Origin of the sequence: Amycolatopsis sp. WAC 04182, from assembly GCF_003947465.1 — a bacterium.
Lineage (GTDB): Bacteria > Actinomycetota > Actinomycetes > Mycobacteriales > Pseudonocardiaceae > Amycolatopsis.
On record NZ_QHJJ01000002.1, the window covers coordinates 965,099 to 990,148 of the forward strand.

Consider the following 25,050-nt stretch of genomic DNA (forward strand, 5'->3'; position numbering starts at 1 on the left):
AGCGGCGCTCCCCCGCCCAGATGCGAGGGAGCGCCGCTTTGTCACTTACGCACGCGGCTTTTCGCGCTGCTCGTAGGTCTCGATGATGTCGCCGACCTTGAGGTCGCTGTACGACCCCAGCGTCAGACCACACTCGTAACCGTCGCGAACCTCGACCACGTCGTCCTTGAACCGCCGCAGCGAGCTGATCGGCAGGTTCTCGGCGATGACGGTCGCGTCGCGGAGCAGGCGGGCCCGCGCGTTGCGGCGGATCTCACCCGAGATGACGAGACAACCGGCGATGGTGCCGATCTTCGACGACTTGAAGACGTCGCGGATCTCCGCCTTGCCGAGCTCGACCTCTTCGTACTCCGGCTTGAGCATGCCCTTCAGAGCCTGCTCGATCTCCTCGATCGCCTGGTAGATGACCGTGTAGTACCGGACGTCGACGCCTTCGCGGGTGGCCCGCTCGGTCGCCTTGCCCTGCGCACGGACGTTGAAGCCCAGGACGATCGCGTCGGACGCGGTCGCCAGGTCGATGTCGGACTCGGTGACGCCACCGACACCGCGGTGCACGACGTTGAGTTCGACGTCGTCGCCGACCTCGAGCTGCACCAGCGAGGCTTCGAGGGCCTCGACGGTACCGGAGTTGTCACCCTTGATGATCAGGTTGAGGCTGTTCGTCTCCTTCAAGGCGGAGTCGAGGTCCTCGAGGCTGACCCGCTTGCGGCGCGACGCGTTGAGGGCGTTGCGCGTCCGGGCGGAGCGGCGCTCGGCGATCTGCCGGGCGACGCGGTCCTCGTCGACCACCAGGAAGGTGTCGCCCGCACCCGGCACCGAGGTGAACCCGATGACCTGGACGGGACGCGACGGGTACGCCTCGGTGACGTCGACGTTGTGCTCGTCGACCATCCGGCGGACGCGGCCGTAGGCGTCACCCGCCACGACCGAGTCACCGACGCGCAGCGTGCCTCGCTGGACCAGCACCGTGGCCACCGGACCGCGGCCGCGGTCGAGGTGGGCCTCGATCGCGACACCCTGGGCCTCCATGTCCGGGTTGGCCCGGAGGTCCAGCGCGGCGTCGGCGGTCAGCAGGATCGCCTCGAGCAGGCCGTCGATGTTGATGTTCTGCCGCGCGGAGATCTCGACGAACATCGTGTCGCCGCCGTACTCCTCGGCGACCAGGCCGTACTCGGTCAGCTGCTGCCGGATCTTGTCCGGGTTCGCGCCTTCCTTGTCGATCTTGTTGATCGCGACCACGATCGGCGCCTTGGCGGCCTGCGCGTGGTTGATCGCCTCGACCGTCTGCGGCATCACACCGTCGTCGGCCGCCACCACGATCACCGCGATGTCGGTCGAGTTGGCACCACGGGCACGCATGGCGGTGAACGCCTCGTGACCCGGGGTGTCGATGAAGGTGATCAGACGCGGGTTGCCTTCGAGCTCGGTCTCGATCTGGTAGGCGCCGATGTGCTGGGTGATGCCACCGGCTTCACCTTCGCGCACCTTCGTCTTGCGGATCGTGTCGAGCAGGCGGGTCTTACCGTGGTCGACGTGACCCATGATGGTCACGACCGGCGGACGGACCTGCAGATCCTCTTCCTCACCCGCGTCTTCGCCGTAGGTGATGTCGAAGGTCTCGAGCAGCTCCCGGTCCTCTTCCTCGGGACTGACGACCTGAACGTTGTAGTTCATTTCGCCGCCGAGCAGTTCCAGGATGTCGTCGGACACCGACTGCGTCGCGGTGACCATCTCACCGAGGTGGAAGAGCACCTGCACCAGCGAAGCCGGGTTGGCGTCGATCTTCTCGGCGAAGTCGGTCAGCGAGGCACCACGCGGCAGGCGGATCGTCTCGCCCTGCCCCTTGGGCAGACGGACACCACCGACGCTGGGCGCCTGCATGTTGTCCATGTACTCCTGGCGCTTCTGCCGCTTCGACTTGCGGCCCTTGCGCGAGGGGCCACCGGGACGCCCGAAGGCACCCGCGGTACCGCCACGGCCGCCAGGACCGCCACGACCGCCGCCGCCACGGAAACCGCCGCCACCGGCCGGGGCACCGCCGCCGCCACCGGGGCCACCGCCACCGGGACGGAAACCGCCGCCACCGCCGCCGCCGGGACGGAAACCGCCACCGCCGCCGCCACCACCGGGACCGCCGCGGAAGCCTCCGCCGCCGCCACCGGGACCACCACGAGCGCCGCCGCCGGGGCCACCACGGGCTCCGCCACCGGGACCACCGCGGCCGGCACCGGGACCACCGGCCGGACGGGCCGGACGGCCCGGCATCATGCCGGGGTTCGGGCGCGGGGGCATGTTGCCCGGGCTCGGCCGGTTACCACCGGGAGCGCCGCCACCGGGACGGGGAGCCGGACGGTCGCCGCCCTGGCCACCACCGGGACGCGGAGGACGGTTGTCGCCGCCCTGCTGGCCGCCACCGGGACGGGGGCCGGACGGACGCGGGGCCGGGGAACCGGAACCCACACCGAACGGGTTGTTGCCGACGCGCGGGGTGCGCGGGCCGGGCTTCGGGCCGCCGGGCTTGGGGCCCTGCGGCTTCGGCGGCACGACCGAACCCTGCGACGGCGTCTGGGACGCCGGCGGGGTGGCCGGGGCCGCCGGGGTTTCCTTGGGCTCGGACTGCTTCGGCTCTGCCGGAGCGGCCTTCGCCGCCGGAGCGACCTCTTCCTTGGGCGCCGGCGGCCGGGGGCCGGGGCGCGGACCCGGGCGGACGCCCGGAGTGGAAGGACGGGACGACTGCTGGGCCGGGGCTGACGTTTCCGGCGCTGCCGGAGCGGACGCCGCGGGGGCGGCCGGGGCCTCGGACTTCGCCGCGGGCGCGGGCTGAGCGGGCTTCGCGGCCGGAGCCGGGGAAGCGGGCTTCGCGGGCGGCGCGGGCGAAGGACGCGGGCCGGGGGTCGGAACCGGCTTCTTCTTGCCGTCCTTGGACGGGTACGCGTCACGGAGACGACGGGCGACCGGCGCCTCGACGGTGGACGACGCGGACTTCACGAACTCGCCCTGTTCCTTCAACTTGGCGAGAACTTCCTTGCTGGTGATGCCGAGCTCTTTCGCGAGCTCATGTACTCGGGCCTTGCCTGGCACAGCTCTCCTCATCTGGGGAGGCCGGCGGCAGACCCGCAGACCTCGTCCTATTGTCGCGCGTTCATTGATTCAGCTTCACGGCTGACTCATGACGGGTCGACCTGCTTCCTGATTCCATCCGGCACCGGGGATGTCCCGGCGCCCTTTAGCCTTCGGCGTGCCGCTCCAGGCGTTCGTGGACACCCTGGGCGTCGAGCGACCCTGGAACACGTAGTGCCCGGGGGAACGCCCTGCGCCGCTCGGCCTTGGCCAGACAGTCCGGCACGGGGTGCAACCAAGCACCCCGGCCCGGCAACCGCCGACGTTCGTCGACGATCAGCCGCCCGTCCGCCGCGACCACTCGCAGCAACTCGCCGATCAAGGCCCGCTTACGGCAACCCACACACGTGCGGACCGGGGTTTCCCGGTCATGCTGGGGGTCGGTTCCCGGCCGCGGGCTCTGAACCACTCGTAAGTCTAGCGCTTCGACCTTCACTCAGCCGAACCGGTTGCCGCGGCGGGCCGCGCCTGCCCGGCGTGTGCTTCGTCACCCTGCTCAGGGGCGGCGTCACTGCGGATGTCGATCCGCCAGCCGGTGAGCCGGGCGGCGAGGCGGGCGTTCTGCCCTTCCTTGCCGATCGCGAGCGAAAGCTGGTAGTCCGGGACGACGACCCGAGCGGTCTTGGCCCGCTCGTCGACGACCTGTACGGACACAACCTTCGCGGGCGACAGCGCATTCCCGACGAACTTCGCCGGGTCCTCGGAGAAGTCGATGATGTCGATCTTCTCGCCGGCCAGTTCGCTCATCACGTTGCGCACGCGCGCGCCGACCGGGCCGATGCAGGCGCCCTTGGCGTTGACGCCGGGCACCGTCGACCGGACCGCGATCTTGGTCCGGTGTCCCGGCTCCCGCGCGACGGCGGCGATCTCGACCGTGCCGTCGGCGATTTCGGGGACCTCGAGGGCGAACAGCTTGTGCACCAGCTTCGGGTGCGAACGGGACAGCGTGATCTGCGGGCCGCGGTTGCCGCGCGAGACGGTCACGACGTAGGCCTTGATCCGGTCGCCGTGCTCGTAGGTCTCACCGGGCACCTGCTCGATCGCGGGCAGCACGCCTTCGATGTCGCCGACCTGGATGACGACCATGCCGCGGGCGTTGGCCCTGGCGTCACGCTGCACCACGCCGGCGACGATCTCGTTCTCCTTGGCGGAGAACTCGCCGAACGTCTTCTCGTGCTCGGCGTCACGCAGCCGCTGCAGGATGACCTGCCGCGCGGTGGTCGCCGCGATCCGGCCGAAGCCCTCGGGGGTGTCGTCCCACTCCTCGTCGGTCTGGCCGTCCGGGGTGAGGGTGTGCGCGAGGACGCGGACCAGCCCGCTCTTGCGGTCGATGTCGATCCTGGCGTGCGGCTGGTGGCCCTCGGTGTGCTTGTACGCGGTGAGAAGCGCGGTTTCGATCGCTTCGATCACCGTCTCGAAGGGGATGTCCTTGTCCCGTTCGATCGCGCGCAGCGCGGCGATGTCGACGTTCACTTCGGCTCCTCCTTCGGCTCCGTGGTGGCGGCGTTCAGGGCCGACGCATCGTTTTCCAACAGTTTCAGGTCCTCGGCAGGTGGTTGCTTGAACTCGATCTCGATGACCGCCTTGGTCACCGAGGCGTAGGGGACGTCCCGGATCTCACCGTCCACGAGCACTCGCGCGGATTTCTCCCCCGCGTGCCCCACGCGGCCGATGAACGCCGCGCCCTCGGCGGGCGTGACCTTGACGAGGCGGAACTTCGCGCGCCGCCAGTGGCGTGGCAAGGTCAGCGGCCGGTCGAGACCCGGCGAAGTGACTTCGAGCGTGTACGCGCTGGCGATCACGTGCTCGTTCTCGTCGAGCGCGGCGGAGACGGCGCGGCTGACGCTCGCCACCTCGTCCAGCCCGACGCCGTCGTCACCGTCGACGACGACCTTGACCAGCTGGCGGCGGCCTGCCTGCTGGACCTCGAAGGAATCGAGGTCGAAACCCGCGGCCGTGACGGCTTCGGCCACGATGGGCTCCAGCCTGCTGGCGAGGTCGTTGGGCACGGTGGAGCGCTCCTGTTCGGCTGTGGGCGACCCGGCGGCGTGGATCCGGGTTCGGTAGTGGTCCAGCTTATCCGGTCACCCCCGCGTGACGCGCGAGCGGCGGCCCCGTCCGGGGTACTGGCAGGATGGGGCGGCGTGACCGGAAGATCGACAGAGCCGAGCCGTCGCACTTTCCTGCGGATGGGAGCGCTGGCCGCGCTGGCCGTGCCGCTGGCGTCCGCCTGCTCCCCCGGCTTCGACGAAAGCCCCGACCCGCTGGGCCCGTTGCTGCGCGCGGCGGAGGCAGACGCGGCCGGCGCGAAGGCGCTGGGCGCCGAGGGCGAAGAGGTCGCCACCGCGCGGGCCGCGCACGCGGCCGCGCTCAAGACCGAGGTGGACCGGCTCAACCGGCCGAAGCCGGAGCAGTCCGGTCCCGCCGAGAACCCGCCGTCGTCGGTGGACGGCCTCAAGGAACGACTGGCCCAGGCCCGTAAGCAGGCCGAGGGCCTCGTGCCTTCGCTGCCCCGCTACCGCGCCGGGATGGTCGCCTCGATCGCGGCGGGCTGCGCGGCGCTGCAGCAGAGTTCGGAGAAGCTCGGCCGCGGCGACGACGCCGGAGCGGTCGAGGTGCCCGCCGGAGTGCAGCTCGGCGGGGAGACGGCGGAGGCCGTCCAGCAGGCGCTGGCCGCCGAACACGCGGCGATCTGGGTGTACGGGCTGGTCAGCGCGTACCTGCCGGCCGCCTTCACCGGCGCGGTGGCCCGGGGCACGGCCGAGCACGTCAAACGACGGGACGTCTGCGAGCGGATGCTGTCCGCGGCGGGTCAGGCGCCCACCGGTCCGGAGGCCGCGTACGTGCCGCCGAGGCCGGTGACCGAGGCGAACTCGGCGATGGAACTGGTGGCCACGGCCGAGGCGGACGCGACTTCGGCCTGGCTCGGCGTGATCGACCGGACGGACGACGCGGCGTTGCGGACGACGGCGCTGAACGCGCTGATCGGGTCGGCGCGGCGGGGGACGGCGTGGCGGGCGGAGTTCGGCGCGAAGCCGGTGGCGATCGCCATGCCGGGCCAGTCGGCCTGAGCTGAAGGGGACTTTCCCCGCATGTGACGCGACGAAAGCGTCCTTCACCGCGTGAGATGCGGTGAAGGACGCTTTCAGCCCACGGGTCAGCGGCGCAGGTCGCCCGAGAGCCGCAGCGCGTCGGTCGCGATCCGCTCGATCAGCTGCTTGTCGGTCTGCTTGTTGTAGAAACCGGCCAGCACGATGGCGACCTCCGGCCCGGTGACGTGGGAGTCGTAGGCCGCGTCCTGCCCGGAGATCTTCGGGGCGCCCTGCGCCTTGAAGGTCCCGTCGCGCACCAGGTCGGACACGTTGCCCGTGCCGTCCTTGTCGGTGAGCGCCTTGAGCTGGGTCGCGGTGACCTCGCCGGGCATGGTGACCAGGACGACCGACACCAGCGCCTTCTTCCCGCCGGTCTCGGTCGTGTACAGCGCCCGCGAGAGGCGCGTGCACGGCGTCTCGGTGAAGAACTTCTTGGTGTCGCCGTAGGCCTTGCTCGCGCAGTCGGTGGTCACCTGCGGCCCCTCGACCAGCGTGTACTGGAACTGGCCGCTCTTCGACGGCGGGTCCGCGACGGGGGTGGGTTCCGGCTCGTGCCGGATCAGCCACCAGAGCAGGGCGGACACGACCGCGATGGCGACCAGTCCGGCGCCCTTCAGCGCCAGGCCCTTGGTGTCCCTCGGCGGATTCGGCGCGGACGGCGGCCCGCCCGGCCCTGCCGGTCGCACCGGCTGAAGCCGGGCCGTTTCCGTCGGTCCCGGGGTAAATTGCGCACCAACCACGGGAACATACGGTAGTTCACGCCGCTCCGGCGGTTCACCTGAACGTGCTTATCACCCGTTCGACGTCGTCAGCCGTGTTGTACAGATGGAAGCCGAATCGCTGCCTTCCGGCCCGGGTACCGGCCACGATGCCCGCTTCCTCCACCCGGCGGGCGTCGGCGTCGAGCGAGACGATCGCGCTCCCCTGACCGGGTGAGCCGAGCGCTTCGAGGAGCGAGTCGGCGAGCCCCACGCAGTGCGCGCGGACGGCGGCGAGGTCCAGGGATGCGAGGTACTCCAGCGAGGCCGCGGCGCCGACGAACGCGAGCCAGGCCGGGGACAGGTCGAGCGAGCGGGTGCCCTCGGCGAGCCGTAGCGGGAGGCCGTAGACGGTCTGCCAGCGATCCTCCCCGGCGTACCAGTTCGCGGCGACCGGCACCGCCCGCTCCAGCACCCGCGGATGCGCGGCCAGCCACGCCGCCCCGCGCGGCGCGAGCAGCCATTTGTATCCGGCGGCGACCACCCAGTCGGCCCAGCCGAGGTCCAGCGGCTGCCAGCCGGCGGCCTGGGTGGCGTCGAGCAGGACCGCGGCGCCCGCCGCCTCGGCCGCGGCCCGGAGCGCGCCGAGATCGACCTGGGCACCGTCGGCCGACTGGACGACGCTGACCGCGACGAGGTCGTGCCCCTCGACGCGGGCGGTCAGCTCGGCCAACGGGACTTCGGTGACCTTCACCCCGCGGTGCGCCTGGGCCGCGAACGGGAAGGTGACGCTCGTGAAGTCGTTCGCGGCGGCCAGCACGCCGGCGCCGTCGGGCAGGCCTGCGGCCACGTTCGCGATCAGCTGCGAGACGGACGCCCCGATCGCGACCCGCTCCGCCGGAACCCCGATCAGCGCGCCGAATCCCGCCCTGGTCCGGGCGACGGGCTCGTCGAAGTCCGCCGGACGGGCTTCGCCGCGGCGCCACCGCTCGACCGCCTCAGCGACGGCGTCGGCCACGTGCGACGGCGGGATGCCGATACTGGGCGTGTTCAGATAACCGGGCGGGGCGGCGAATTCGGCTCCGAAGGTCTGCATGCTCCCGAGATTAATGAGATTCCGGGAGCAGGGCGGCGACGTCGGCGTACGACGGCGGGGTCAGCGGGAGTTCACCGCCGTCGCGAACGGCCTCCACCGTGCGCAGCGTGGCGGCCAGCGCCATCCGGTACGGCAGCGACCCGAGACTGACCCGGGCGACGCCGAGTTCGGCCGCTCGCGCGACGGTGACCTTGCCGGGCAGGAACAACAGGTTCACCGGCACCCCGACGGCCTTCACCAGCCGCTCGACGTCCGCGGGCTCGGCGAGCCCCGGCACGAACACCCCGTCGGCGCCCGCGTCCACATAGGACAGAGAGCGGTCGATCGTGGTACCGATGTCGGGCTCCCCCAGCCAATGCGTGTCCGTCCGCGCGTTGACGAAGAGACCGGGAGCGCGTTCCTTCGCCGCCGCGATCTTGGCCGCGTGCCGCACGGGATCGCCCAGCGCGTCTTCGAGGTTGATGCCCGCGACACCGGCTTCGGCGAGCTCCGCCGCCAGCGCGCCGACCTCGCCCGGATCGTCGCTGAACCCGTCGGCGAGGTCGACGCTGATCAGCGCGTCCAACCCGGTGAGCCGCCGCGCCAACCGGACGGTGGCGTCCTTCGAGGACGGGGCACCGTCCGGCTCGCCCTCGGCGGCCGAGACCCCGAGACTGGTCGTGCCGAGCGCCGGGAAGCCTTGCGCGGCAAGGAAGGCGGCCGTGCCGAACTCCCAGACGTTCGGCAGGAGCAGCGGGGAACCGGGAACGTGCAGTGCGGCGAATGCGGTCATGGCACGACGGTAACCAGTGGACGCTTCGGCGACGACCGAAGCGTTGAGTGGCGCCTCCGCCGACGTTGCGAAAGCCACTTTCGCAACGTTGAGGGTTGCGAAAGTGGCTTTCGCAACACCGGCGCCAGCGGACGGCCCCGTCAGCCCCGTTCCAGGAAGGGCGTCAGCAGCTCCGGCACCGACTCCTCCGCGAAAAGCAGCCCCTGCTCCTCCCCCGCGTCGTACACCGAGTACGCCCCGCCGCCGGCCGCCGTGGTCGCGACGACGGTCAGCAATCCCTTGCGCCGCTGGAAGATCGACTGTTTCACCGTCCACCCGATCACGCCTTCGCGTTCCAGCGCGAACGTGCTCCGCCGCACGGTCCCGTGCCGTCCGACGAGGTACCGCCCGGTGATCCCGTGCCCTAGGTTGCGATAAGCGTCCAGCGCCAGCAGCACCGACACCGGCAGCAGCACGACACCGAGCGCGGCGCCGATCACCAGCAGGACGTCGGTCAGCAGGAAGCCGAGCAGCGCGAAGATCGCCAGCAGGACCACCACCGAACCGACCCACCAGCGCAGCAGCCGTCCCCGCGCGGCGCGGGGATGCCCGGTGAGCCGGACGGCTTCGGTCGGCGAGACCGGTTCGCGCAGGACCGCCGCGGCGACCCGGTTGGCCGTCGCGACGGGCGCGGCGGGCAGGAGGGTGTGGTAGTCGGTCTTGTCCTTGTCGTCGCTTTGCCGCATGCCGGTGGCGATCGCGTCGACGCGCGCCGCGCCGGAGATCCGGTTCCCGAGCGGCTCGACGAGGTCGATGCCGCGCATCCGGCGCTCCTCGATCGAGATCGAGCGCGTGGTGAACAGGCCACGGCGCACCCGCAGGGTGCCACCGGGTTCGCGATCGAGCCGGAAGTTCCACCACATCTCGATCCACAGGCCCAGCGCGCCGACCAGCCCGACGACCATCGCGATCGCCAGCAGGATCAGGATCGCCACCACCAGCGGGATACCGCGGAACAGGCCGATCACCCAGTCGATCAGGCCTTGCTGCAGTCCCGCCCATTCGGAGACCTGCATCAGGCCGCCGCCAGCGGCCAGCCCCAGTGTCGGCGTGAGGAACGACATGGGCGCGTAGCGGATCCAACTCCGGTCCAGTTCGGCGAGCGGCGCGTCCTCGTCGGCCTCCGTGGTTTCCGCGCGACGCAGCAGGTCCGCGCGCAGCCGTTCGGCTTCGGCGCGTGCGACGGGGTTGAGCTTGATCCGGCCCTGCCCGCCCGACTCGTGCGAGCCGGTGCCGATGGTCACCACCGCGACACCGAACAGCCGGTGCAACGGGTTCGCCGTCAGATCGACGTTGCGGATCCGTTCCCGCTGAAGGGATTTCCGTGACCGGAAGACCAGGGTGAACGCCGTCTCCAGCCGGTCCGGCGTGACCCGGTAGCGCACGCCCTTCCAATAGAAGAGGTCCGCCAGCACGCCACCGCCGACGAGCACCACCCCACCGGCGACGACCCAGACGAGCGCGACCCAGAATCTCGCGCCGCCGCCCACGATCGCCGCCGTGGTCGGGATCGCGGCGCCGACGGCCGCGCCCGTCATGGTCACCGCGGTGACGGCGAGCGTCCGCTTGTCGAGCGTGTTCCAGCCTTCGAACTCGCCCGAGGTCATGTCGCGTCCCCCGGCGTCGCCTGCGTCGTTTCGGTGAGCTGCTCCGCCAGGCTCGCGGCCAGCTCGTGGTCGAGCCCGCGGATCTTGACCGCGCCCCGCGCCGACGCCGTGGTGACCGTGACGGTCGCGAGCTTGAACAGCTGCTGCAGCGGACCGCGCAGGGTGTCCACGGTCTGGATCCGCGACATCGGCGCGACGCGCCACTCCTGCCAGAAGAACCCGGAGCGGGCATACACCGCCGTCTCCGTGACCTCCCAGCGATGCACCTTGAACCACCACAGCGGCATCGCGATCACCCAGATCAGCCCCGCCACCGCGAACACCGCCGCCGGTGTCAGCAGCCAGAAGCGCGCGGGCGCGATGAGCAGCCCGAGCACCACCAGCACCAGCACCGGCGCACCCCAGAAAAGCGTTCCCTGCAGCCGCCACCAGCCCACGACCCGCTGATCCAGCGCGTTCCGCGGCGGCCTCAACCGCACCTTCCCCCGTTCGGCTTCCACCGAAATCACCCCCGACGAGCGTTTACAATGCGATCGCATCGTAATAGCGTCGGACAGTAGTGGCAATGCGATCGCATGGCAAACATCGGGAACGGGCGGTGAAGGTGCCGAAGCAGGTGGATCACGCCGCGCGGCGAGCGGAGATCGCCGAGGCGCTGACGAGACTGACGGCCACGCGCGGCCTCGAAGGAGTCAGCCTCCGGCACGTCGCCGCCGAAGCGGGCATGTCGATGGGTTTGGTGCAGCATTACTTCAAGACCAAGGACGAGATGCTGTTGTTCGCCGTCGAACGCCGCTCACAGGTCTACGAGGCGCGTATCAAGGCCCAGCTGGAGGCCGGCGAACTGCCGTCGACACCGAAGGCCATCATCCGCGCGATCATGGTCGAGATCCTGCCGCTCGACGAGCGCGGGCGAGGCGACTGGCTGATGGGCGTCGCGTTCTTCATCCGCGCGATCTCCGACCCGTCGTTCGCGGCCGCGTTCACCGACGGCGTCCCCCAGCTGTTCGAACTGTTCGCCATCCTGATCCGGCAGGGACAGGAAGCGGGCGATGTCGACAAGTCGGCCGACCCGATGCACGAATCCGCGGTCCTCTGGGCACTCGCCGATTCCCAGGGCACCAACATCGTGATGAAGCACCGCACTCCGGACGAGGCGCTGTCCACTGTGGACTATTACCTCGACCGGCTGTTCGGTCAGGCGGTGAGCTGACCGTCGTAGTTCTTGCGCGCGTCGAGCACTTCGCCCATGTGGACGCGAGCCCACTTGTCGAGCATCTCGAGCGGTTCGGCGAGGTTGCGGCCGAGCGCGGTCAGCTCGTACTCGACGTGCGGAGGGATCTCCGGGTACGCGGTGCGCGTCAGGATGCCGTCGCGGACGAGGCTGCGCAGCGTCTGGGTGAGGACCTTCTGCGAGATGCCGCGCACGCGTTTGCCGATCTCGGTGAACCGGAGCGGGCCGTCGCCGAGCACGCCGACGATCAGCACGGTCCACTGATCACCGATGCGGTCGAGCAACGCGCGGGTGGGGCAGTCGGGGTCGTACGGGTTTCCGAGCACGTGACCTCCTCACTCTCCCCGGGAGAGTAACACGCCTAGTGAGAGGGAGTGGGCTGCATCAGCGCCTCGAACAGCAGGATCAGATGACGGCGGCCGCGCTCCCAGCGCGCCTCCAGTTCGGTCTGGTCGCGGGTCGCCCAGCTGGCGATGAGGATGCCGCGGACGACGTCCATCGCCGTGTACACCGCGTGCAGGAACTCGGGATGCGCCGAATGGTCCGGCAGCAGCGCCTTGCCGAACTCGACCAGGCTGCTCGTCGCGATCGGCTCGACCACCGCCATCTGGGCGCGCAGTTCCGCGTCGGTCCGCGACGCCACCCACAGCTCCACCGTCGCCGAGAAGACCGGCCCCTGGTGCATCTCCCACAGCAGCTGCAACGCGTCCCCGACCGGGTCCGCCGACGCCTTGAGCCGGTCGATCTCCGCCATCGCGACCTCGGCGCGTTTGGCCGCGAGATGCCGGATCGCGGAGGTGACGAGGTCGGTCTTGGTCGGGAAATGGTGCACCTGCGCGCCGCGGGTCACGCCGGCGCGATCCGCGACGCGGGTGGTCGTGGTCCCCGCGTAGCCGTATTCGACGAGACAGTCGATCGTCGCGTCGAGCAGCCGGACGCGCATCGCGGCGCTGCGTTCCTCCTGCGTGCGTCGTGGGGCTGCCATGCGCCTACTTTATGGTGCGCCGCGCGAGGCGCGCGCCACGAGGCTCTCGACCATGCGCCCGAGGAAGTGGCCGAGGAACCGGCGATAGAACCAGCCGGTGCCCGGGATCTTGGCGGTGAACGTGGAATGCCAGTGGATCGCGGTGCCGTTCCGCTCCGGGGTGAGGTCGACGTAGGCGCGGTAGTCGCGCAGCGGGAGCCCCTTCTTCAGGGCGTAGCCGAAGCGCTTGCCGGGTTCGAGCGCGATGACCTCTTCGCAGCTGTGGACGCCGTTGGTGCTGAAGACGCCGATGGCGCCGAGACCGTTCTCGTCCCCCTTCCGGAGCAGGCGGAACGCGCCCATGGGTGACCAGTCGGGCCAACGCTCGCGGTCTTCGAGGAGGGCGTAGACGGCTTCGGGGCTCGCGCTCGTGTGGCCGTGGACGGAAATGCGCTGGATCTTCGCCATACGTGCTCCTTCACTCTCGCATTCAGAGGACTAAACGCGCCCGGCGACCGGCACCGAGAGCGAAGTCCCGCCCAGCTCGAAGGTCACCCGGGCACCGAGCGCGGGCAACGCCGGGTCGAACATGTCGCCGTCGGTCCCGCCCAGGACGAGCGCCAGCCGGTGCCCCGCCGGGACGACGTGGTCGAGGCTGCTCAACCGGAAGGTCATCGTGTACGCCTTTCCGGGCACAAGCGGTTCGCCCCGCCACAGTGAGCGGTGGTGGCCGAGGTCCGCCCAGCCCGTCGCCACGATCCGTTTGTCCACAGTGGTCAGATCGGCGACGGTGTCGAGGAAACAGCCGGTGTCCGCGGCGGTGCCCGCGCCCCAGCAGGACCGGGTCTCCCGGTTCTTGATGCCGAGCGCGGGGAACTTCGTGTACCGGACGGTCGACGGGCCGTAGTCCACCAGCACCGCACCGAGCCGCGCGCTCGGTTTGTCGGAACGGGCGGTCACCGTCACGGTGGCGGTCCCGGCGACGCGCGTGTCCGTCCGCACCGGTTCACCCGCGAAGACGAGCCGCTCCGGGCTGGGTTCCAACGGGTTCTCCACCCACTTCGACGCGCCGCGCGCCGGATCGTCGGTCACCGCGGCGGAACCTGACGAAGGCCGGCTCTCCAGCCCGCCCGACACCGTGGGCCACAGGGTGCGCGACCGCGAGACAGGGGGCCAGCGGCGTTCGTCCGTCCAACGATCCGGGGTGTGCTCGATCCGGATCGCGGGTTCGGTCTCGACGCCGTTGCGGACGCCGAGCAGCCACCGGTCGAACCAGCGGTGCAGGGTCTTCACGAACAGCGACCGGTCGAGGTCGAACGGGTCGACGTGCGCCGCCTGGTGCAGCCACGCCTTGCGCGGCACGCCGTAGGAGTTCAGCGCCTCCCACCACGGCCCGAACTGGATCGGGTTGACGTTCACGTCCTGGAAGCCCATCGACGCGAAAACGCTCGCGCGCACCTTTCCGGTCTTCGCGACGTAATCCAGCTCGCGCCAGTACTCGTTGTAGTTCCCGTCCGTCCCCGCGCGCCGGGCGTTCTCCTCGTCGAACGGGAGGCATAGCTTCTCGGCACGCTCGTTGTAGAAACCGGGGCGGCCCGCCCAGCCGAAATGGGCACCGTGCGAGTTGTGGACCTCGTAGTACGAGGCGACCCCGGCGATCGGCACGATGGTCTTCAGTCCCTCGATCCCGGACGCGGCCATCCCGATCGCCGTCGCCCCGTCCTGCGACTTCCCGATCGCGCCGACCGACCCGTTCGCCCACTCCGCCCGCACGCGCTCGGGCCCGAACGGCGTGCGGAAAGCCTGAGCGCGCCCGTTGAGCCAGTTCACGACGCCCTTGCCCGACGCGACGTCGTCGAAGCACCCGGAAGAGCGATTCGTGCCCCCGACGTCGACCAGCACGACCGCGTACCCGCGCGGGACGAAGTAGTTGTCGTAGAAGAGGGGGAACTGCGACGGCGTGCCGTCGGGAAGGTACGTCTTCGGCTGGCGCTCGTTGCCGCGCCCGACCTTCTCGAAGTACGGGCTGACGTCCATGATCACCGGAACGCGTTGCCCACGCGTGGCCGGTTCGGCCGGACGGATGATGTCGGCGGCGACCCGGTCGGTCCGCCCGTCGCGGTCGAGGTCCTGGCCGGTCTCCACCCAGGCGGTCTCCCGGATGGCCTTCTCGTAGGAGAACACCGGCTCGCTGACGCCGTCGCGAAGGACGAACGCCGATGACGCCGTGGCGGGCGCGGCGGTCAGCAGCAGTGCCGCCGCCACGGTGATGGTCAAGCTCTTGAGCCCCATCGTCCGAGTATCGCTTACAAAACCCGAACATTTCCCCCACATTCCTCGTATCCGGCCGCGCGACGCTCTTCGCATGCTGAAACACACCATCGCCGCCTGCCTGACCGCGGCAGGCCTCGTCACCCTCGCCCCCGCGGCCTCGGCCCAGGCACCGATCACCTTGAGCCCCGAAGAGTCGCAGCAGCTGTGCGCCGAATGGCTGCCCCAGCTCACCCAGCGCACCACAAAACTCACCGAACGCATCAACGGTGGCCCCGAGGTCCGCGGTTCGGTGGCGAACCTCAAGGCCAGGGCCGAGGGTCAGCGCAAGAAGGGCCACAACGACATCGCCGACAGGCTCCAGAAGCGCGCCGACAAACGCAACGGCAGGCTTCCCGAACTCACCGCGGCGAAGCAGAAGCTCGACGCGTTCGCGGCCGCGCACTGCAAGGCGGGCAAGTGAAACGTCTCCTGGCCGCCGGTTTGACCGCGCTCGCGCTCTTCGGCGCGGCCGGGTGCACCGATGACGAGCCCGCTTCGAGCCCCGCGCCGGGTGAGCTGAGCGACGTCCGGCACACCCTCGACTCGATCGAGCAGGACATGGCAGGCGACCCTGCCCCGTGACAGGATCGGCCGGTGACGACACAACCGGGACGCGGGCTGGTGCTGGTCGTCGAGGACGACCCCGCGATCGCCGAACTCGCATCGCTGTACCTGCGGCGGGACGGGTTCGGCGTGCACGTGGAGGCGGACGGCGGCGCGGCACTGGGCACGATCCGGCGGCTGCGCCCGGTCGCGGTCGTGCTCGACATCGGACTGTCCGGAATGGACGGTATCGAGATCTGCCGGACGCTGCGCGCGGACGGCGACTGGACGCCGGTGCTCTTCGTGACCGCGCGCGACGACGAGCTGGACCGCTTGCTGGGCTTGGAAATCGGCGCCGACGACTACCTGACGAAACCGTTCAGCCCGCGTGAACTCTCGGCAAGGGTCCGGACCGTCCTGCGCCGCGCCGCCGGAGCACCTTCGCCCGCCGAGACCTACACGGCGGGCGGCGTGCGCATCGACGTCACCCAGCGGCGTGCCTGGGCCGCCGACACCGAGATCGCGCTGACGTCGACCGAGTTCGACCTGCTCACCCATCTGGTGCGGCGGCCCGGCCAGGTGTTCAGCCGCGAGCAGTTGCTCAGTTCCGTCTGGGGCTACGCGGCGTCGGCGGGCACGCGGACCGTCGACGTCCACATCGCCCAGCTGCGCGGGAAACTGGGCGAGCACAGTCCGATCAGGACGGTCCGCGGGATCGGCTACGCGGCGGACGCCGGATGAACCGGACCTCGCTCGCGTTGCGGATCACCGTGGTGTGCCTCGCGGTCGCCGCGATCACGGCGGTGGTCGCCGGGCTGGTCGCGGCCCGGCTCATCCGCACCACCGGCAGCGACGTGCTCCGGCAGTCGCTTTCGGCGCAGGCCGACGTGGTCGCGAGCCAGCTCGACGAGACCGGCATCGGCAACCGGCTCCGCGTCGGAAAGGCCGCGGAAGTCGTTCGGGGACAAGGGATCGACGTCGTCGTCCGCCGTCCGAACGGGACGATCGACGGCGACGGGACGGTCGCGGCGATCGCCGCCGCCAAAACGGGATTCACCCGCTCGGGCACAGTGGTCGCCGACGGCGGGCAGTATCTCGTCGAAGTCCGCGCGGTGGGCGCGAGAGGTGCCGCGTTCGCGCTGGTCCAGTCGACGGAGATCGGCGAGGCGCGCGGCAGGACGTTGGTGCGCAACACCGTGCTCGCGCTCGGCGCCGGGCTGGCGGTCGCCGCGATCGCCGGGCTGCTGCTGAGCCGGATGCTGTCGCGGCCGCTGCGCCGGGCCGCTTCGGTGGCGAACGGGATGCGCTCCGGGCGCCGTGACCTGCGCGTTCCGGTCGAAGGGCCGTCCGAGGTCGCGGACGTGGCGAAATCGGTCAACGAACTGGCCGACGCCCTGCAGTACAGCGAGGCACGGCAGCGCGAGTTCCTGCTTTCGGTGTCGCACGAACTGCGGACGCCGCTGACCGCCGTCACCGGATTCGCCGAGGCGATCGGGGACGGCGTGGCCGAGGGCGAGGACGCGCGCCGCGCCGGGCGGACCATCCATCGCGAGGCAGAACGGCTGGAACGCCTGGTCAGCGACCTGCTCGAACTGGCACGGCTCGGCGCCGACGAGTTCCGCCTCGACCTGACGCGCCTCGATCTCGCGGCGCTGGTCGACGAATGCGCGGACGTCTGGCGGCTCCGCTGCGCGCGGCAGGACGTCACGCTGCTGGTCGAGCGGCCCGCCGGTGAGGTCCCGGTCGCCGCCGATCCGCGACGGCTCCGCCAGGTCGTCGACGGGCTGGCCGAGAACGCCCTGCGCGTGACCCCGGCGGGCGCGCCGATCGTGTTCTCCCTGGTGGCGGCCGACGGGCAGGCCCGGCTGGCGGTGCGGGACGGCGGGCCCGGCCTGGCGCCGGAGGACTATCCGGTCGCGTTCGAGCGCGGGGTGCTGAACCAGCGGTACCGCGACCGCCGCCCGGTCGGTTCGGGGATCGGGCTCGCGCTGGCGCACGGGCTGGTCACCCGCATGGGCGGGACGCTGACGGCGGGCCCGGCGCCCGAAGGCGGGGCCGCGTTCACCGTGGGTCTGCGGTTAGGCTGAGCACGTGGAGATGTTGCACCTGCGGTATTTCGTGGCCGTCGCCGAGGAACTGAACTTCTCCCAGGCGGCCCGCAGACTGCATATGGCCGCCTCCCCGCTGAGCCAGCGCATCAAGGATCTCGAACACGAACTGGGACACCAGTTGTTCGACCGCAGCACGCATCACGTCACGCTCACCGCCGCGGGCGCCGCGCTGCTGCCGATCGCGCGGGACGTCCTCGACCAGGTCAACGCGATCCCCTGGCGGTTGCAGGAGGCGGTGAAACCCCGGCGCAGCACCGTGTTCATCGGTATCCCCGCCGGCGTGCACCCGGCACTGCGGGAACGGGTCAAACGCCTCGAAGAACGCTGCCGCGACCGCTTCGAACTCAAGCGCTGGCCGGGCACGACACCCGATCTGGTCGCCGCGGTGCACGAGGGCAAACTGGCGTTGTCGCTGGTCAGGATGCCGGTCACGGATCCCGCGCTGGAGATCGTCCCGGTGCAGGTGGAGCGGCTCGGCGCCGTCGTCCCGGCCGATCGGTTCGACGGGCGGGAGACCGTCACCATCGCCGAATTGAGCGATCTGTCCTATATCCCGTCCGCTTCGGAAAGCATTCCGGCCTATTCGGACGATATGGACCACACCTTGTCGAAGGCGGGCATCAAGAAAAGGCTCAAAGTCGGCGGAACCGAATATTCGGGCATTTCCGAACTGGTGGCGAACGGTTCGTCGTTCTCGATCACGATGCTGGATCCGGCGAGCCCGATGCATCTGTTCCTGGTCGACGGCGCCACCATCCTCCCGTTCTCGGATTTCCGGCCCCAGCTGGAGACGGCGCTGGTCTGGCGACGCGACCGCGCCGAGGAGGGCGACCTCGCCGGGCTGGTCGACGCGGTCCGCGAGATCTTCGCCGAACCGATTTCAACCTGACGAGCCGGCGGAGACAGTGTTGCGAAAGCCACTTTCGCAACACTGAAGGTTGCGAAAGTGGCTTTCGCAACGCCTTCCAGCGACGCCCTGGACGGGTAGACGCACCGTACGGGTTCCCCGATGTAGCGAACAGGACAGAACGACACGGTGCCCTACTCCAAATAACCGCACACGCGCCATTCGCGACCACGATCCCCAACCCAAAACCGAACCACACAATAAATGGTATGACCACCGCGGTCATACCATTCTTCGTTTCTTGATCATTCCCTTTCCCGCTATTCGCGCCTAACTTCGGTTGTAGAGCGAACAACGGCGAAGGGAAGCAAATGACTCAGACCGCCACCGGCCCACTGGACGGCGTTCGCGTGATCGACCTCTCGACGGTGGTCATGGGCCCGTACGCCGCGCAGATCCTGGGCGATCTCGGCGCCGACGTGATCAAGATCGAGTCCCCGGCCGACACCGTGCGGGTGGGCAAGTTCCGCACGACACCGGGGATGACGCCGCTCAACCTGAACGTGAATCGCAACAAGCGCAGCGTCGCCCTCAACCTCAAGGACGAAGAGGAGCGCGAGCAGGCGCTCAAGCTGATCGACACCGCCGACGTGCTGATCACCAACATGCGCCCCGGCGCGCTGAGCAGGCTCGGCATGAACCACGCCGATCTCGCCGCGCGCAATCCCGGCCTGATCTACGCCCACGCGCAAGGGTTCCGCGGCGACTCCGACCGCGCGGGGCACGCCGCCTACGACGAGACCGTGCAGGCGTCGTCCGGGCTGGTCGACGTCGCGAACCGCGCACTGGGCAAGCCGGTCTACCTGCCGACGATCATCGGCGACAAGGTCTCCTCCCTGACCATCGCCTACACCGTGCTCGCCGCGCTGGTGCACCGCGACCGGACCGGCGAGGGCCAGCGGGTCGAGATCCCGATGACCGACACGCTGATCGCGTTCAACCTCGTCGAGCATCTCGCCGGGCACGTCTTCGAGCCCGCGGAGGGCCCGACCGGCTTCGGCCCGTCGCTGAACCCCGGCCACCAGGCGGTGCACACCAAGGACGGCATGGCCTGCGTGATCCCGTACAACCCGCGGAACTTCCGCGACTTCTTCCACGCCGCCGGGCGGCCGGAACTGGCCGAGGACCCGCGCGTCAACGGCGACGCGATCGACGGCGCCGACCACGAGGCGCTGGCCGCGATGATCGCCGAATGCGCCCCGGCGCTGACCACCGAGGAGTGGACCGAGGTCTGCGCGAAGCACAGCATCCCGATGGCCCCCGTCCTCGAACTCGACAACGCGCAGGACGACGAATACGTCCGCGACGGCCACCTGCTCGACGTCGTCGAGCACCCGAGCGAGGGCTCGATCCGCACCATCGGCATCCCGGTGAAGTTCTCCGCGACCCCCGGTTCCGTCCGGCGCCTGGCTCCCCTGCCCGGACAGGACACCGAAGAGGTCCTGCGCGAACTCGCCACCACTCGCTGAGGAAGAAACCATGAGCACCACTGAAGTCAGGACCGAGAGGGTCGGCGGCACGCTGCTGATCACGATCGACCGGCCATCGGCCCGCAACGCGGTGAACGCCGCCGTCGCCGCCGGTCTGGCCGAAGCACTCGACCTGCTGGAGACCGATCCCGCGCTGCGGGCCGGGGTCCTGACCGGCGCGGACGGGTCGTTCAGCGCCGGAATGGACCTCAAGGCGGCACTGAAAGGCGAGTCGCCCGAGATCCCCGGCCGCGGGTTCGGCGGACTGACCGAGGCCGAGCTGGCGAAGCCCCTGATCGCGGCCGTCGAAGGCTGGGCGATGGGCGGCGGCTTCGAACTGGCGCTGGGCTGCGATCTGATCGTCGCCGCCGAAGACGCCAAGTTCGGGCTGCCCGAGGTGAAACGCGGGCTGATCGCCGCCGGTGGTGGCGTGATCCGGCTGCCGAAGCGGATCCCGCACCACCTGGCGATGGAATTCCTGCTCACCGGCGAGCCCATCAGCGCCGAACGCGCCGGAAACCTCGGTCTCGTGAACCGGGTCGTCCCGAGCGGTGAGGCCGCCGCGGTCGCCCTGCAACTGGCCGACCAGATCGCCGCCAACGCTCCCCTGGCGCTGGCCCTGGTCAAGAAGATCGTCCGCGCGGCGGACGGCGTCCCCGACGCGCAAGCGTTTGCCACCCAGCGTGCGGAGCTTCCGGCGCTGATGAAGTCGGCCGACGTCCGAGAGGGCATGCGGGCCTTCACCGAACGCCGCGCTCCACAGTGGACAGGTGAGTGAGATGAAGCAGCAAGAAGTCCTCCGGCATGTGACCACGCCGCTCACGAATCCGGCGTACGCGCCGGTGGTCCCTCGGTTCACGAACCGCGAGTACCTGAACATCGTCTACCGCACCGACGCCGACGCCCTGCGCGCCGTCGTGCCGGAGCCACTGGAGATCGGCGAGCCGCTGGTGCGGTTCGAGGTGATGAAGATGGGCGACGTCAGCGGTTACGGGCCCTACACCGAGTCCGGGCAGGCGATCCCGGTGAGTTTCGAGGGCGAGCGTGGCGAGTACCTGCACGCGATGTACCTCGACAACTTCCCGGCCACCGCGTCCGGCCGCGAGATCAGCGCCTATCCGAAGACCATCGGCTCGCCGAGCCTGTTCGCCGAGAACGGCGCGCTCGTCGGGACGCTCGACTACGGCAGCCAGCGCGTCGCGACCGCGACCATGGGCTACAAGCACCACCGGCTGGACCTCCGCGAGGCCGAAGCCCAGATCACCGTGCCGACGTTCATGCTCAAGACCATCCCGGACTACGACGGTTCGCCCCGGGTCTTCGAACTGGTCCGCACCGAGATCACCGACGTGGTCATCAAGGAAGCGTGGACCGGGCCGGCGCGGCTGCAACTGTTCCAGCACGTGCTGGCCCCGCTCGCCGATCTCCCGGTGCTGGAGGTCGTTTCGGCGAGCCACCTCCTCACCGACCTGACACTCGCCCCGGTCAAGCCGGTCTTCGACTACTTGAAGGGAGCTCGGTCATGACTTTTCGCACCGCCGCGGTGATCGGCGCGGGCACCATCGGCCTGTCGTGGACGGCGTTGTTCGCCGCGCACGAGCTGGAGGTCCGGGTCTCGGATCCGCGGCCGGATCTCGCCGACGCCGTCGCCGACGCGCTGGAGACGTTCGCCCCGCATCTCGGCCGGGACGTCGCGGACCTCTCCCGTCACGTCCACCTCGCCGCCGACGTCTCCAAAGCCGTCCGGAACGCGGATGTCGTGCAGGAGAACGGACCTGAGAGCGTCGAGTTCAAAAAGGACCTGTTCGCGACGCTGGTCCGCGAGGCGCCGTCGCACGCGCTGCTGCTCAGCTCGTCTTCGGCGATCCCCTCGACGGCGTTCGCTTCGGAGCTGGACGACGCGTCGCGGGTCCTGATCGGCCACCCGTTCAACCCGCCGCACCTGATCCCGCTGGTCGAGGTCGTCCCCGGTGAGCGCACCAGCGCCGAGTCGGTCGAGCGAGCCGTCGAGTTCTACCGGTTCGTCGGCCGGACCCCGGTGGTGGAACGCAAGGAGATCCCCGGCTTCGTCGGCAACCGGCTGCAGAACGCGCTGAGCCGCGAGGCGATCTACCTGGTGGAACAGGGTGTCGTGTCCCCGTCCGAACTGGACGCGGTGATGACGAACTCGCTCGGCATCCGCTGGTCCACCGTCGGGCCGTTCCTCGGCTCGCATCTGGGCGGCGGCCCCGGCGGCTACCGGCACATGGCCGAACACATCGGCAAGTCGATGAAGCAGATGTGGGCGGGCCTCGGCCGGCCCTCGCAGAACCCCGAAGAACAGGAACGGCTCATCGAAGCCGTGGAATCCGCTTACGGCTCCTCCACGTACTCGGAACTCGCCGAGGCGCGCGACCGCAAGCAGCTCGCGGTGCTGTCCGCTTTGGACAGTGCCAGGGAGGAGAACTGACATGACCGCCGACTTCTACGACTACGAGGACCTGCTGCCGGAAGAGGAGCGCAAGCTCCTGCTCAAGACGCGCGACTTCATGCGCGCCGAGGTCAAGCCGCTGGTGAACGAGTACTGGGCCAAGGGCGAGTTCCCGCACGAACTCGTCGGCAAGTTCCGCGAACTCGGCGTCGCCGGGCTGCCCTACGAGGGCTACGGCGAGCACCTTCCGGCCACCAGCCACCTGCTCAGCGGCATGATGGCGATGGAGATGACCCGCACGGACCCGTCGGTGGCCACCTTCTTCGGTGTCCACAACGGACTCGCCATGTACAGCATCTACTCGGGCGGCGACCAGGAACAGCGCGACCGCTGGCTCCCGTCGATGGCGGCGATGGACAAGATCGGCGCCTTCGCGATGACCGAGCCGCTCGGCGGATCCGACGTCGCGGGCGGCATGCGCACCACGGCGCGCCGTGAGGGCGACACCTGGATCCTCAACGGTGCCAAGAAGTGGATCGGCAACGCGACCTTCGCGGATCTGGTCATCGTGTGGGCCCGCGACGAGGAAGACAACCACGTCAAGGGTTTCGTGGTCGAGAAGGACTCGCCCGGGTTCGTGCCGGTCAAGATCGAGAACAAGTTCGCGTTCCGGATCGTGGAGAACGCCGAGATCACGCTGACCGACGTGCGGGTGCCGGAGGCCAACCGGCTGCAGGGCATCGACTCGTTCCGCGACGTCGCCGAGATCCTGCGCGCGACCCGCGGCGGCGTGGCCTGGCAGGCGCTGGGTGTGATGATCGGCGCCTACGAGCTGGCACTGGACTACGCCAAGGAGCGCCAGCAGTTCGGCCGTCCGATCGCGCGGTTCCAGCTGGTGCAGGACCTGCTGGTGAAGAGCCTCGGCAACATCACCGCGTCGTGGGGCATGCTGGTGCAGCTGGCCAGGCTGCAGGACGCCGGGATCTTCAAGGACGAACACTCGTCGCTGGCGAAGGCCTTCGTGACCTCGCGGATGCGGGAGGTCGTCGCCTGGGGGCGCGAGATCTTCGGCGGCAACGGGATCGTGCTGGACAACGACATCATGCGGTTCTTCACCGATGCCGAGGCGATCTACTCGTTCGAAGGCACCCGGGAGATGAACACGCTGATCGTCGGCAAGGCGATCACCGGCCAGAGCGCCTTCGTGTAAGCCGCGCGCTTTGCGGATGAAGGCCCCTTTCTTCGGAGAGGGGCCTTCAATCGCGTCTAGCGGTACTTGTCGCCGCAAGTCTTTTGGCTGCCGGAAGAGAAGCCGTCACGGAAGGCGGCGACCCTGGCGAAACCGGCCGGGAGTGTCCGGCCCCGGACGTCCGCCGCGATCAGGCTGTTCCGCGTCAGCATCTCGGCGATCGCCTCGTCGAGGTCGCCCGGTGACAACGTGAGGGCCCCGCCGTCCACGATGGTCGACGCCCAGAAACCGGTGAGGCAGGCGGTGCGCTGTGCGGCCACCGGACCGTCGAGCTGGAACCCGCCCTCCTGCTGGACCGCGAGCGTGTAGCGCGAGGCGACCTCCGCGAACGCCGCGAAGTCACCGATGCCGCCCTGCCTCCCCCGGCGCGGCGGTGTCCCGATGCGGACGAGGCCGTCGAGGTCGAGGTTGATCTGGTTGGACTCCGAGCAGTAAGAAGCGAGCGCGTCCTCCGCCGTCACCCCGCAGGCCGCTCCGGTGGTGAGCGTCGGCGGGGTGGCCGCGAGCCGGAAAGCCTGCCGCAGACTGGTGGTGAGGTCGGCGAGTGCCTGTCGGTCATCGAGGCGAACATTCTCCGCCGAGGCCGTACCGACTCCGCCTTGTGTGCACCGGCCTTCGATCTCGCGCTCGTCGATCTTGGCGCACCGGGCGGGCCCGTCCGTGAAGCCGAATTGGAACGCGGACACCCGATCGAACGCGTTGCCGTGCGCGCCGTCGTCGTCGAAAGCCACGCCGGCGGAGTCCCGGATCTGGAACAGCGCCGTGAGCACCTCGTTGAGCCCGCGGCCGGTGGACACCTGGAACATCGGCGACCGGCCCTCGGCGACCCAGCGGAAGTACGCGCCGGTGTAGCAGTCGGCCTGCTGCTCCTTGACGATCGACGGGCTCGCGGCAGGCAGCCCCAGCCGGAACTGGACGGCGTGGCCGATCTCGTGAGCGAGCACGGCCATGACCGCCGCCGGACCGATGGAGTCGTTCAGCATCGGCAGCAATTCCCCGCGATCCCACGCGACGACGTCCTGCCCCGAGCAGTAGAAGGCGTTCACCAGACCGGCCGTCGAGGCGCCGCAGATCTCACGGCCGCGACCCGCCGAATCGTAGGAGACGAGCGTGGCCAACGGCCGGAACTCGCGGTCGAAGGTCGCGGGCAGATGCTCGCGCCAATACCGCTGGACGTCGGCCACGGCGTTGGCCGCCAGCCTGTCGATCTCACCGCCGTCACCACCGTCGACCGGGAGACCGGCGTCGAGGACGCCGGGTTTCAGGCCACTGGGGCCGTCGGTGATCTCGAGCCCGGCGACCCGGGTGGGATCCACCGGTTGCGCCACGCCGCCCACAGTCGCGGCGCAACCGACGAGGCAGAGGGAGAGGCTCACCAGGATCGTCCAGCGCTTCATCACACCATCCCCGTCTCCGCGACTTGCCC

26 protein-coding genes are annotated in these 25,050 nt (G+C 70.0%); 12 read left to right on the top strand and 14 right to left on the bottom strand.

Going from position 1 to position 25,050, the window contains the following annotated elements:
* Window positions 1-45: 45 nt before the first annotated feature.
* The 4 genes from infB to rimP form a co-directional block, all read right to left on the bottom strand.
* Window positions 46-3,081 (bottom strand): translation initiation factor IF-2, encoded by a 3,036-nt coding sequence (infB, locus tag DMH01_RS11750; protein WP_125675909.1) that lies wholly within the window; start codon window positions 3,079-3,081, stop codon window positions 46-48.
* A 145-nt stretch (window positions 3,082-3,226) separates the two neighbouring features.
* Window positions 3,227-3,529 carry a YlxR family protein gene (locus DMH01_RS11755; protein ID WP_125675911.1) on the bottom strand — a complete coding sequence of 101 codons (303 nt, stop codon included), beginning with the start codon at window positions 3,527-3,529 and terminating at the stop codon, window positions 3,227-3,229.
* A gap of 23 nt (window positions 3,530-3,552) precedes the next feature.
* Complete coding sequence (nusA, locus tag DMH01_RS11760; protein ID WP_034312226.1) at window positions 3,553-4,593, bottom strand: transcription termination factor NusA; 1,041 nt, start codon at window positions 4,591-4,593, stop codon at window positions 3,553-3,555.
* A complete protein-coding gene (gene rimP, locus DMH01_RS11765; protein WP_125675913.1) occupies window positions 4,590-5,129 on the bottom strand; it encodes a ribosome maturation factor RimP in 540 nt (179 codons plus the stop codon). The genes nusA and rimP overlap by 4 nt, the downstream gene beginning before the upstream one ends.
* A 135-nt stretch (window positions 5,130-5,264) precedes the next feature.
* On the opposite strand from rimP, the gene DMH01_RS11770 reads away from it, so the two are divergent.
* Complete coding sequence (locus tag DMH01_RS11770; protein WP_125675915.1) at window positions 5,265-6,191, top strand: ferritin-like domain-containing protein; 927 nt, start codon at window positions 5,265-5,267, stop codon at window positions 6,189-6,191.
* Between the two features lie 86 nt (window positions 6,192-6,277).
* Here DMH01_RS11770 and DMH01_RS11775 read toward each other — a convergent pair whose 3' ends face one another.
* The 5 genes from DMH01_RS11775 to DMH01_RS11795 form a co-directional block, all read right to left on the bottom strand.
* The gene (locus DMH01_RS11775; protein WP_125675917.1) at window positions 6,278-6,898 is read right to left on the bottom strand and encodes a hypothetical protein; all 621 of its coding nucleotides are present in this window, start codon (window positions 6,896-6,898) and stop codon (window positions 6,278-6,280) included.
* 88 nt (window positions 6,899-6,986) lie between these two features.
* Entirely contained in the window at window positions 6,987-8,006 is a 1,020-nt protein-coding gene (locus DMH01_RS11780; protein ID WP_125675919.1) for an aminotransferase class V-fold PLP-dependent enzyme, read from the bottom strand.
* Window positions 8,007-8,016: 10 nt separating this feature from the next.
* Entirely contained in the window at window positions 8,017-8,778 is a 762-nt protein-coding gene (locus tag DMH01_RS11785; protein WP_125675921.1) for an isocitrate lyase/phosphoenolpyruvate mutase family protein, read from the bottom strand.
* A 140-nt stretch (window positions 8,779-8,918) separates the two neighbouring features.
* The gene (locus DMH01_RS11790; RefSeq protein WP_125675923.1) at window positions 8,919-10,424 is read right to left on the bottom strand and encodes a PH domain-containing protein; all 1,506 of its coding nucleotides are present in this window, start codon (window positions 10,422-10,424) and stop codon (window positions 8,919-8,921) included.
* The gene (locus DMH01_RS11795; RefSeq protein WP_125675925.1) at window positions 10,421-10,963 is read right to left on the bottom strand and encodes a PH domain-containing protein; all 543 of its coding nucleotides are present in this window, start codon (window positions 10,961-10,963) and stop codon (window positions 10,421-10,423) included. The genes DMH01_RS11790 and DMH01_RS11795 overlap by 4 nt, the downstream gene beginning before the upstream one ends.
* A 26-nt stretch (window positions 10,964-10,989) precedes the next feature.
* Between DMH01_RS11795 and DMH01_RS11800 the strand changes: the two genes are divergently transcribed.
* Window positions 10,990-11,637 carry a TetR/AcrR family transcriptional regulator gene (locus tag DMH01_RS11800; protein WP_125675927.1) on the top strand — a complete coding sequence of 216 codons (648 nt, stop codon included), beginning with the start codon at window positions 10,990-10,992 and terminating at the stop codon, window positions 11,635-11,637.
* Here the strand turns inward: DMH01_RS11800 and DMH01_RS11805 are convergent.
* From DMH01_RS11805 to DMH01_RS11820, 4 genes are read right to left on the bottom strand one after another with little or no spacing between them, the layout of a single operon-like run.
* On the bottom strand, window positions 11,622-11,984 hold the full coding sequence (locus tag DMH01_RS11805; RefSeq protein ID WP_016332590.1) for a helix-turn-helix domain-containing protein: 363 nt from the start codon (window positions 11,982-11,984) through the stop codon (window positions 11,622-11,624). The two genes, DMH01_RS11800 and DMH01_RS11805, sit on opposite strands and share 16 nt — an antisense overlap.
* Window positions 11,985-12,019: 35 nt before the next feature.
* Entirely contained in the window at window positions 12,020-12,601 is a 582-nt protein-coding gene (locus tag DMH01_RS11810; RefSeq protein ID WP_125676710.1) for a TetR/AcrR family transcriptional regulator, read from the bottom strand.
* Between the two features lie 51 nt (window positions 12,602-12,652).
* Entirely contained in the window at window positions 12,653-13,090 is a 438-nt protein-coding gene (locus tag DMH01_RS11815; RefSeq protein ID WP_125675929.1) for an SRPBCC family protein, read from the bottom strand.
* Between the two features lie 30 nt (window positions 13,091-13,120).
* Window positions 13,121-14,914 (bottom strand): CocE/NonD family hydrolase, encoded by a 1,794-nt coding sequence (locus DMH01_RS11820; RefSeq protein WP_125675931.1) that lies wholly within the window; start codon window positions 14,912-14,914, stop codon window positions 13,121-13,123.
* Window positions 14,915-14,987: 73 nt separating this feature from the next.
* On the opposite strand from DMH01_RS11820, the gene DMH01_RS11825 reads away from it, so the two are divergent.
* From DMH01_RS11825 to DMH01_RS11865, 10 genes are all read left to right on the top strand, one after another.
* Window positions 14,988-15,356, top strand: coding sequence for a hypothetical protein (locus tag DMH01_RS11825; protein WP_125675933.1), 369 nt, complete (start codon window positions 14,988-14,990; stop codon window positions 15,354-15,356).
* A complete protein-coding gene (locus DMH01_RS42955) occupies window positions 15,353-15,517 on the top strand; it encodes a hypothetical protein (protein ID WP_199745445.1) in 165 nt (54 codons plus the stop codon). The genes DMH01_RS11825 and DMH01_RS42955 overlap by 4 nt, the downstream gene beginning before the upstream one ends.
* A gap of 12 nt (window positions 15,518-15,529) precedes the next feature.
* Window positions 15,530-16,219: a response regulator transcription factor gene (locus tag DMH01_RS11830; protein ID WP_125675935.1), complete on the top strand. Its 690-nt coding sequence runs from the start codon at window positions 15,530-15,532 to the stop codon at window positions 16,217-16,219.
* Window positions 16,216-17,565, top strand: coding sequence for a HAMP domain-containing sensor histidine kinase (locus DMH01_RS11835; RefSeq protein ID WP_125675937.1), 1,350 nt, complete (start codon window positions 16,216-16,218; stop codon window positions 17,563-17,565). Before DMH01_RS11830 ends, DMH01_RS11835 begins: the two co-directional genes overlap by 4 nt.
* Before the next feature lie 4 nt (window positions 17,566-17,569).
* On the top strand, window positions 17,570-18,478 hold the full coding sequence (locus tag DMH01_RS11840) for a LysR family transcriptional regulator (protein ID WP_125675939.1): 909 nt from the start codon (window positions 17,570-17,572) through the stop codon (window positions 18,476-18,478).
* Between the two features lie 329 nt (window positions 18,479-18,807).
* The gene (locus DMH01_RS11845) at window positions 18,808-19,965 is read left to right on the top strand and encodes a CaiB/BaiF CoA-transferase family protein (protein WP_125675941.1); all 1,158 of its coding nucleotides are present in this window, start codon (window positions 18,808-18,810) and stop codon (window positions 19,963-19,965) included.
* Window positions 19,966-19,975: 10 nt separating this feature from the next.
* Window positions 19,976-20,743 carry a crotonase/enoyl-CoA hydratase family protein gene (locus DMH01_RS11850; protein WP_125675943.1) on the top strand — a complete coding sequence of 256 codons (768 nt, stop codon included), beginning with the start codon at window positions 19,976-19,978 and terminating at the stop codon, window positions 20,741-20,743.
* Window position 20,744: 1 nt separating this feature from the next.
* Window positions 20,745-21,491 (top strand): acetoacetate decarboxylase, encoded by a 747-nt coding sequence (locus DMH01_RS11855; protein ID WP_125675945.1) that lies wholly within the window; start codon window positions 20,745-20,747, stop codon window positions 21,489-21,491.
* Window positions 21,488-22,414, top strand: a complete 927-nt coding sequence (locus DMH01_RS11860) for a 3-hydroxyacyl-CoA dehydrogenase NAD-binding domain-containing protein (RefSeq protein ID WP_125675947.1) — start codon at window positions 21,488-21,490, stop codon at window positions 22,412-22,414. The genes DMH01_RS11855 and DMH01_RS11860 overlap by 4 nt, the downstream gene beginning before the upstream one ends.
* 1 nt (window position 22,415) lies before the next feature.
* Entirely contained in the window at window positions 22,416-23,585 is a 1,170-nt protein-coding gene (locus DMH01_RS11865; RefSeq protein ID WP_125675949.1) for an acyl-CoA dehydrogenase family protein, read from the top strand.
* 56 nt (window positions 23,586-23,641) lie between these two features.
* Here the strand turns inward: DMH01_RS11865 and DMH01_RS11870 are convergent, their stop codons facing one another.
* Complete coding sequence (locus tag DMH01_RS11870) at window positions 23,642-25,021, bottom strand: neutral zinc metallopeptidase (protein ID WP_199745446.1); 1,380 nt, start codon at window positions 25,019-25,021, stop codon at window positions 23,642-23,644.
* Window positions 25,022-25,050 lie beyond the last annotated feature (29 nt).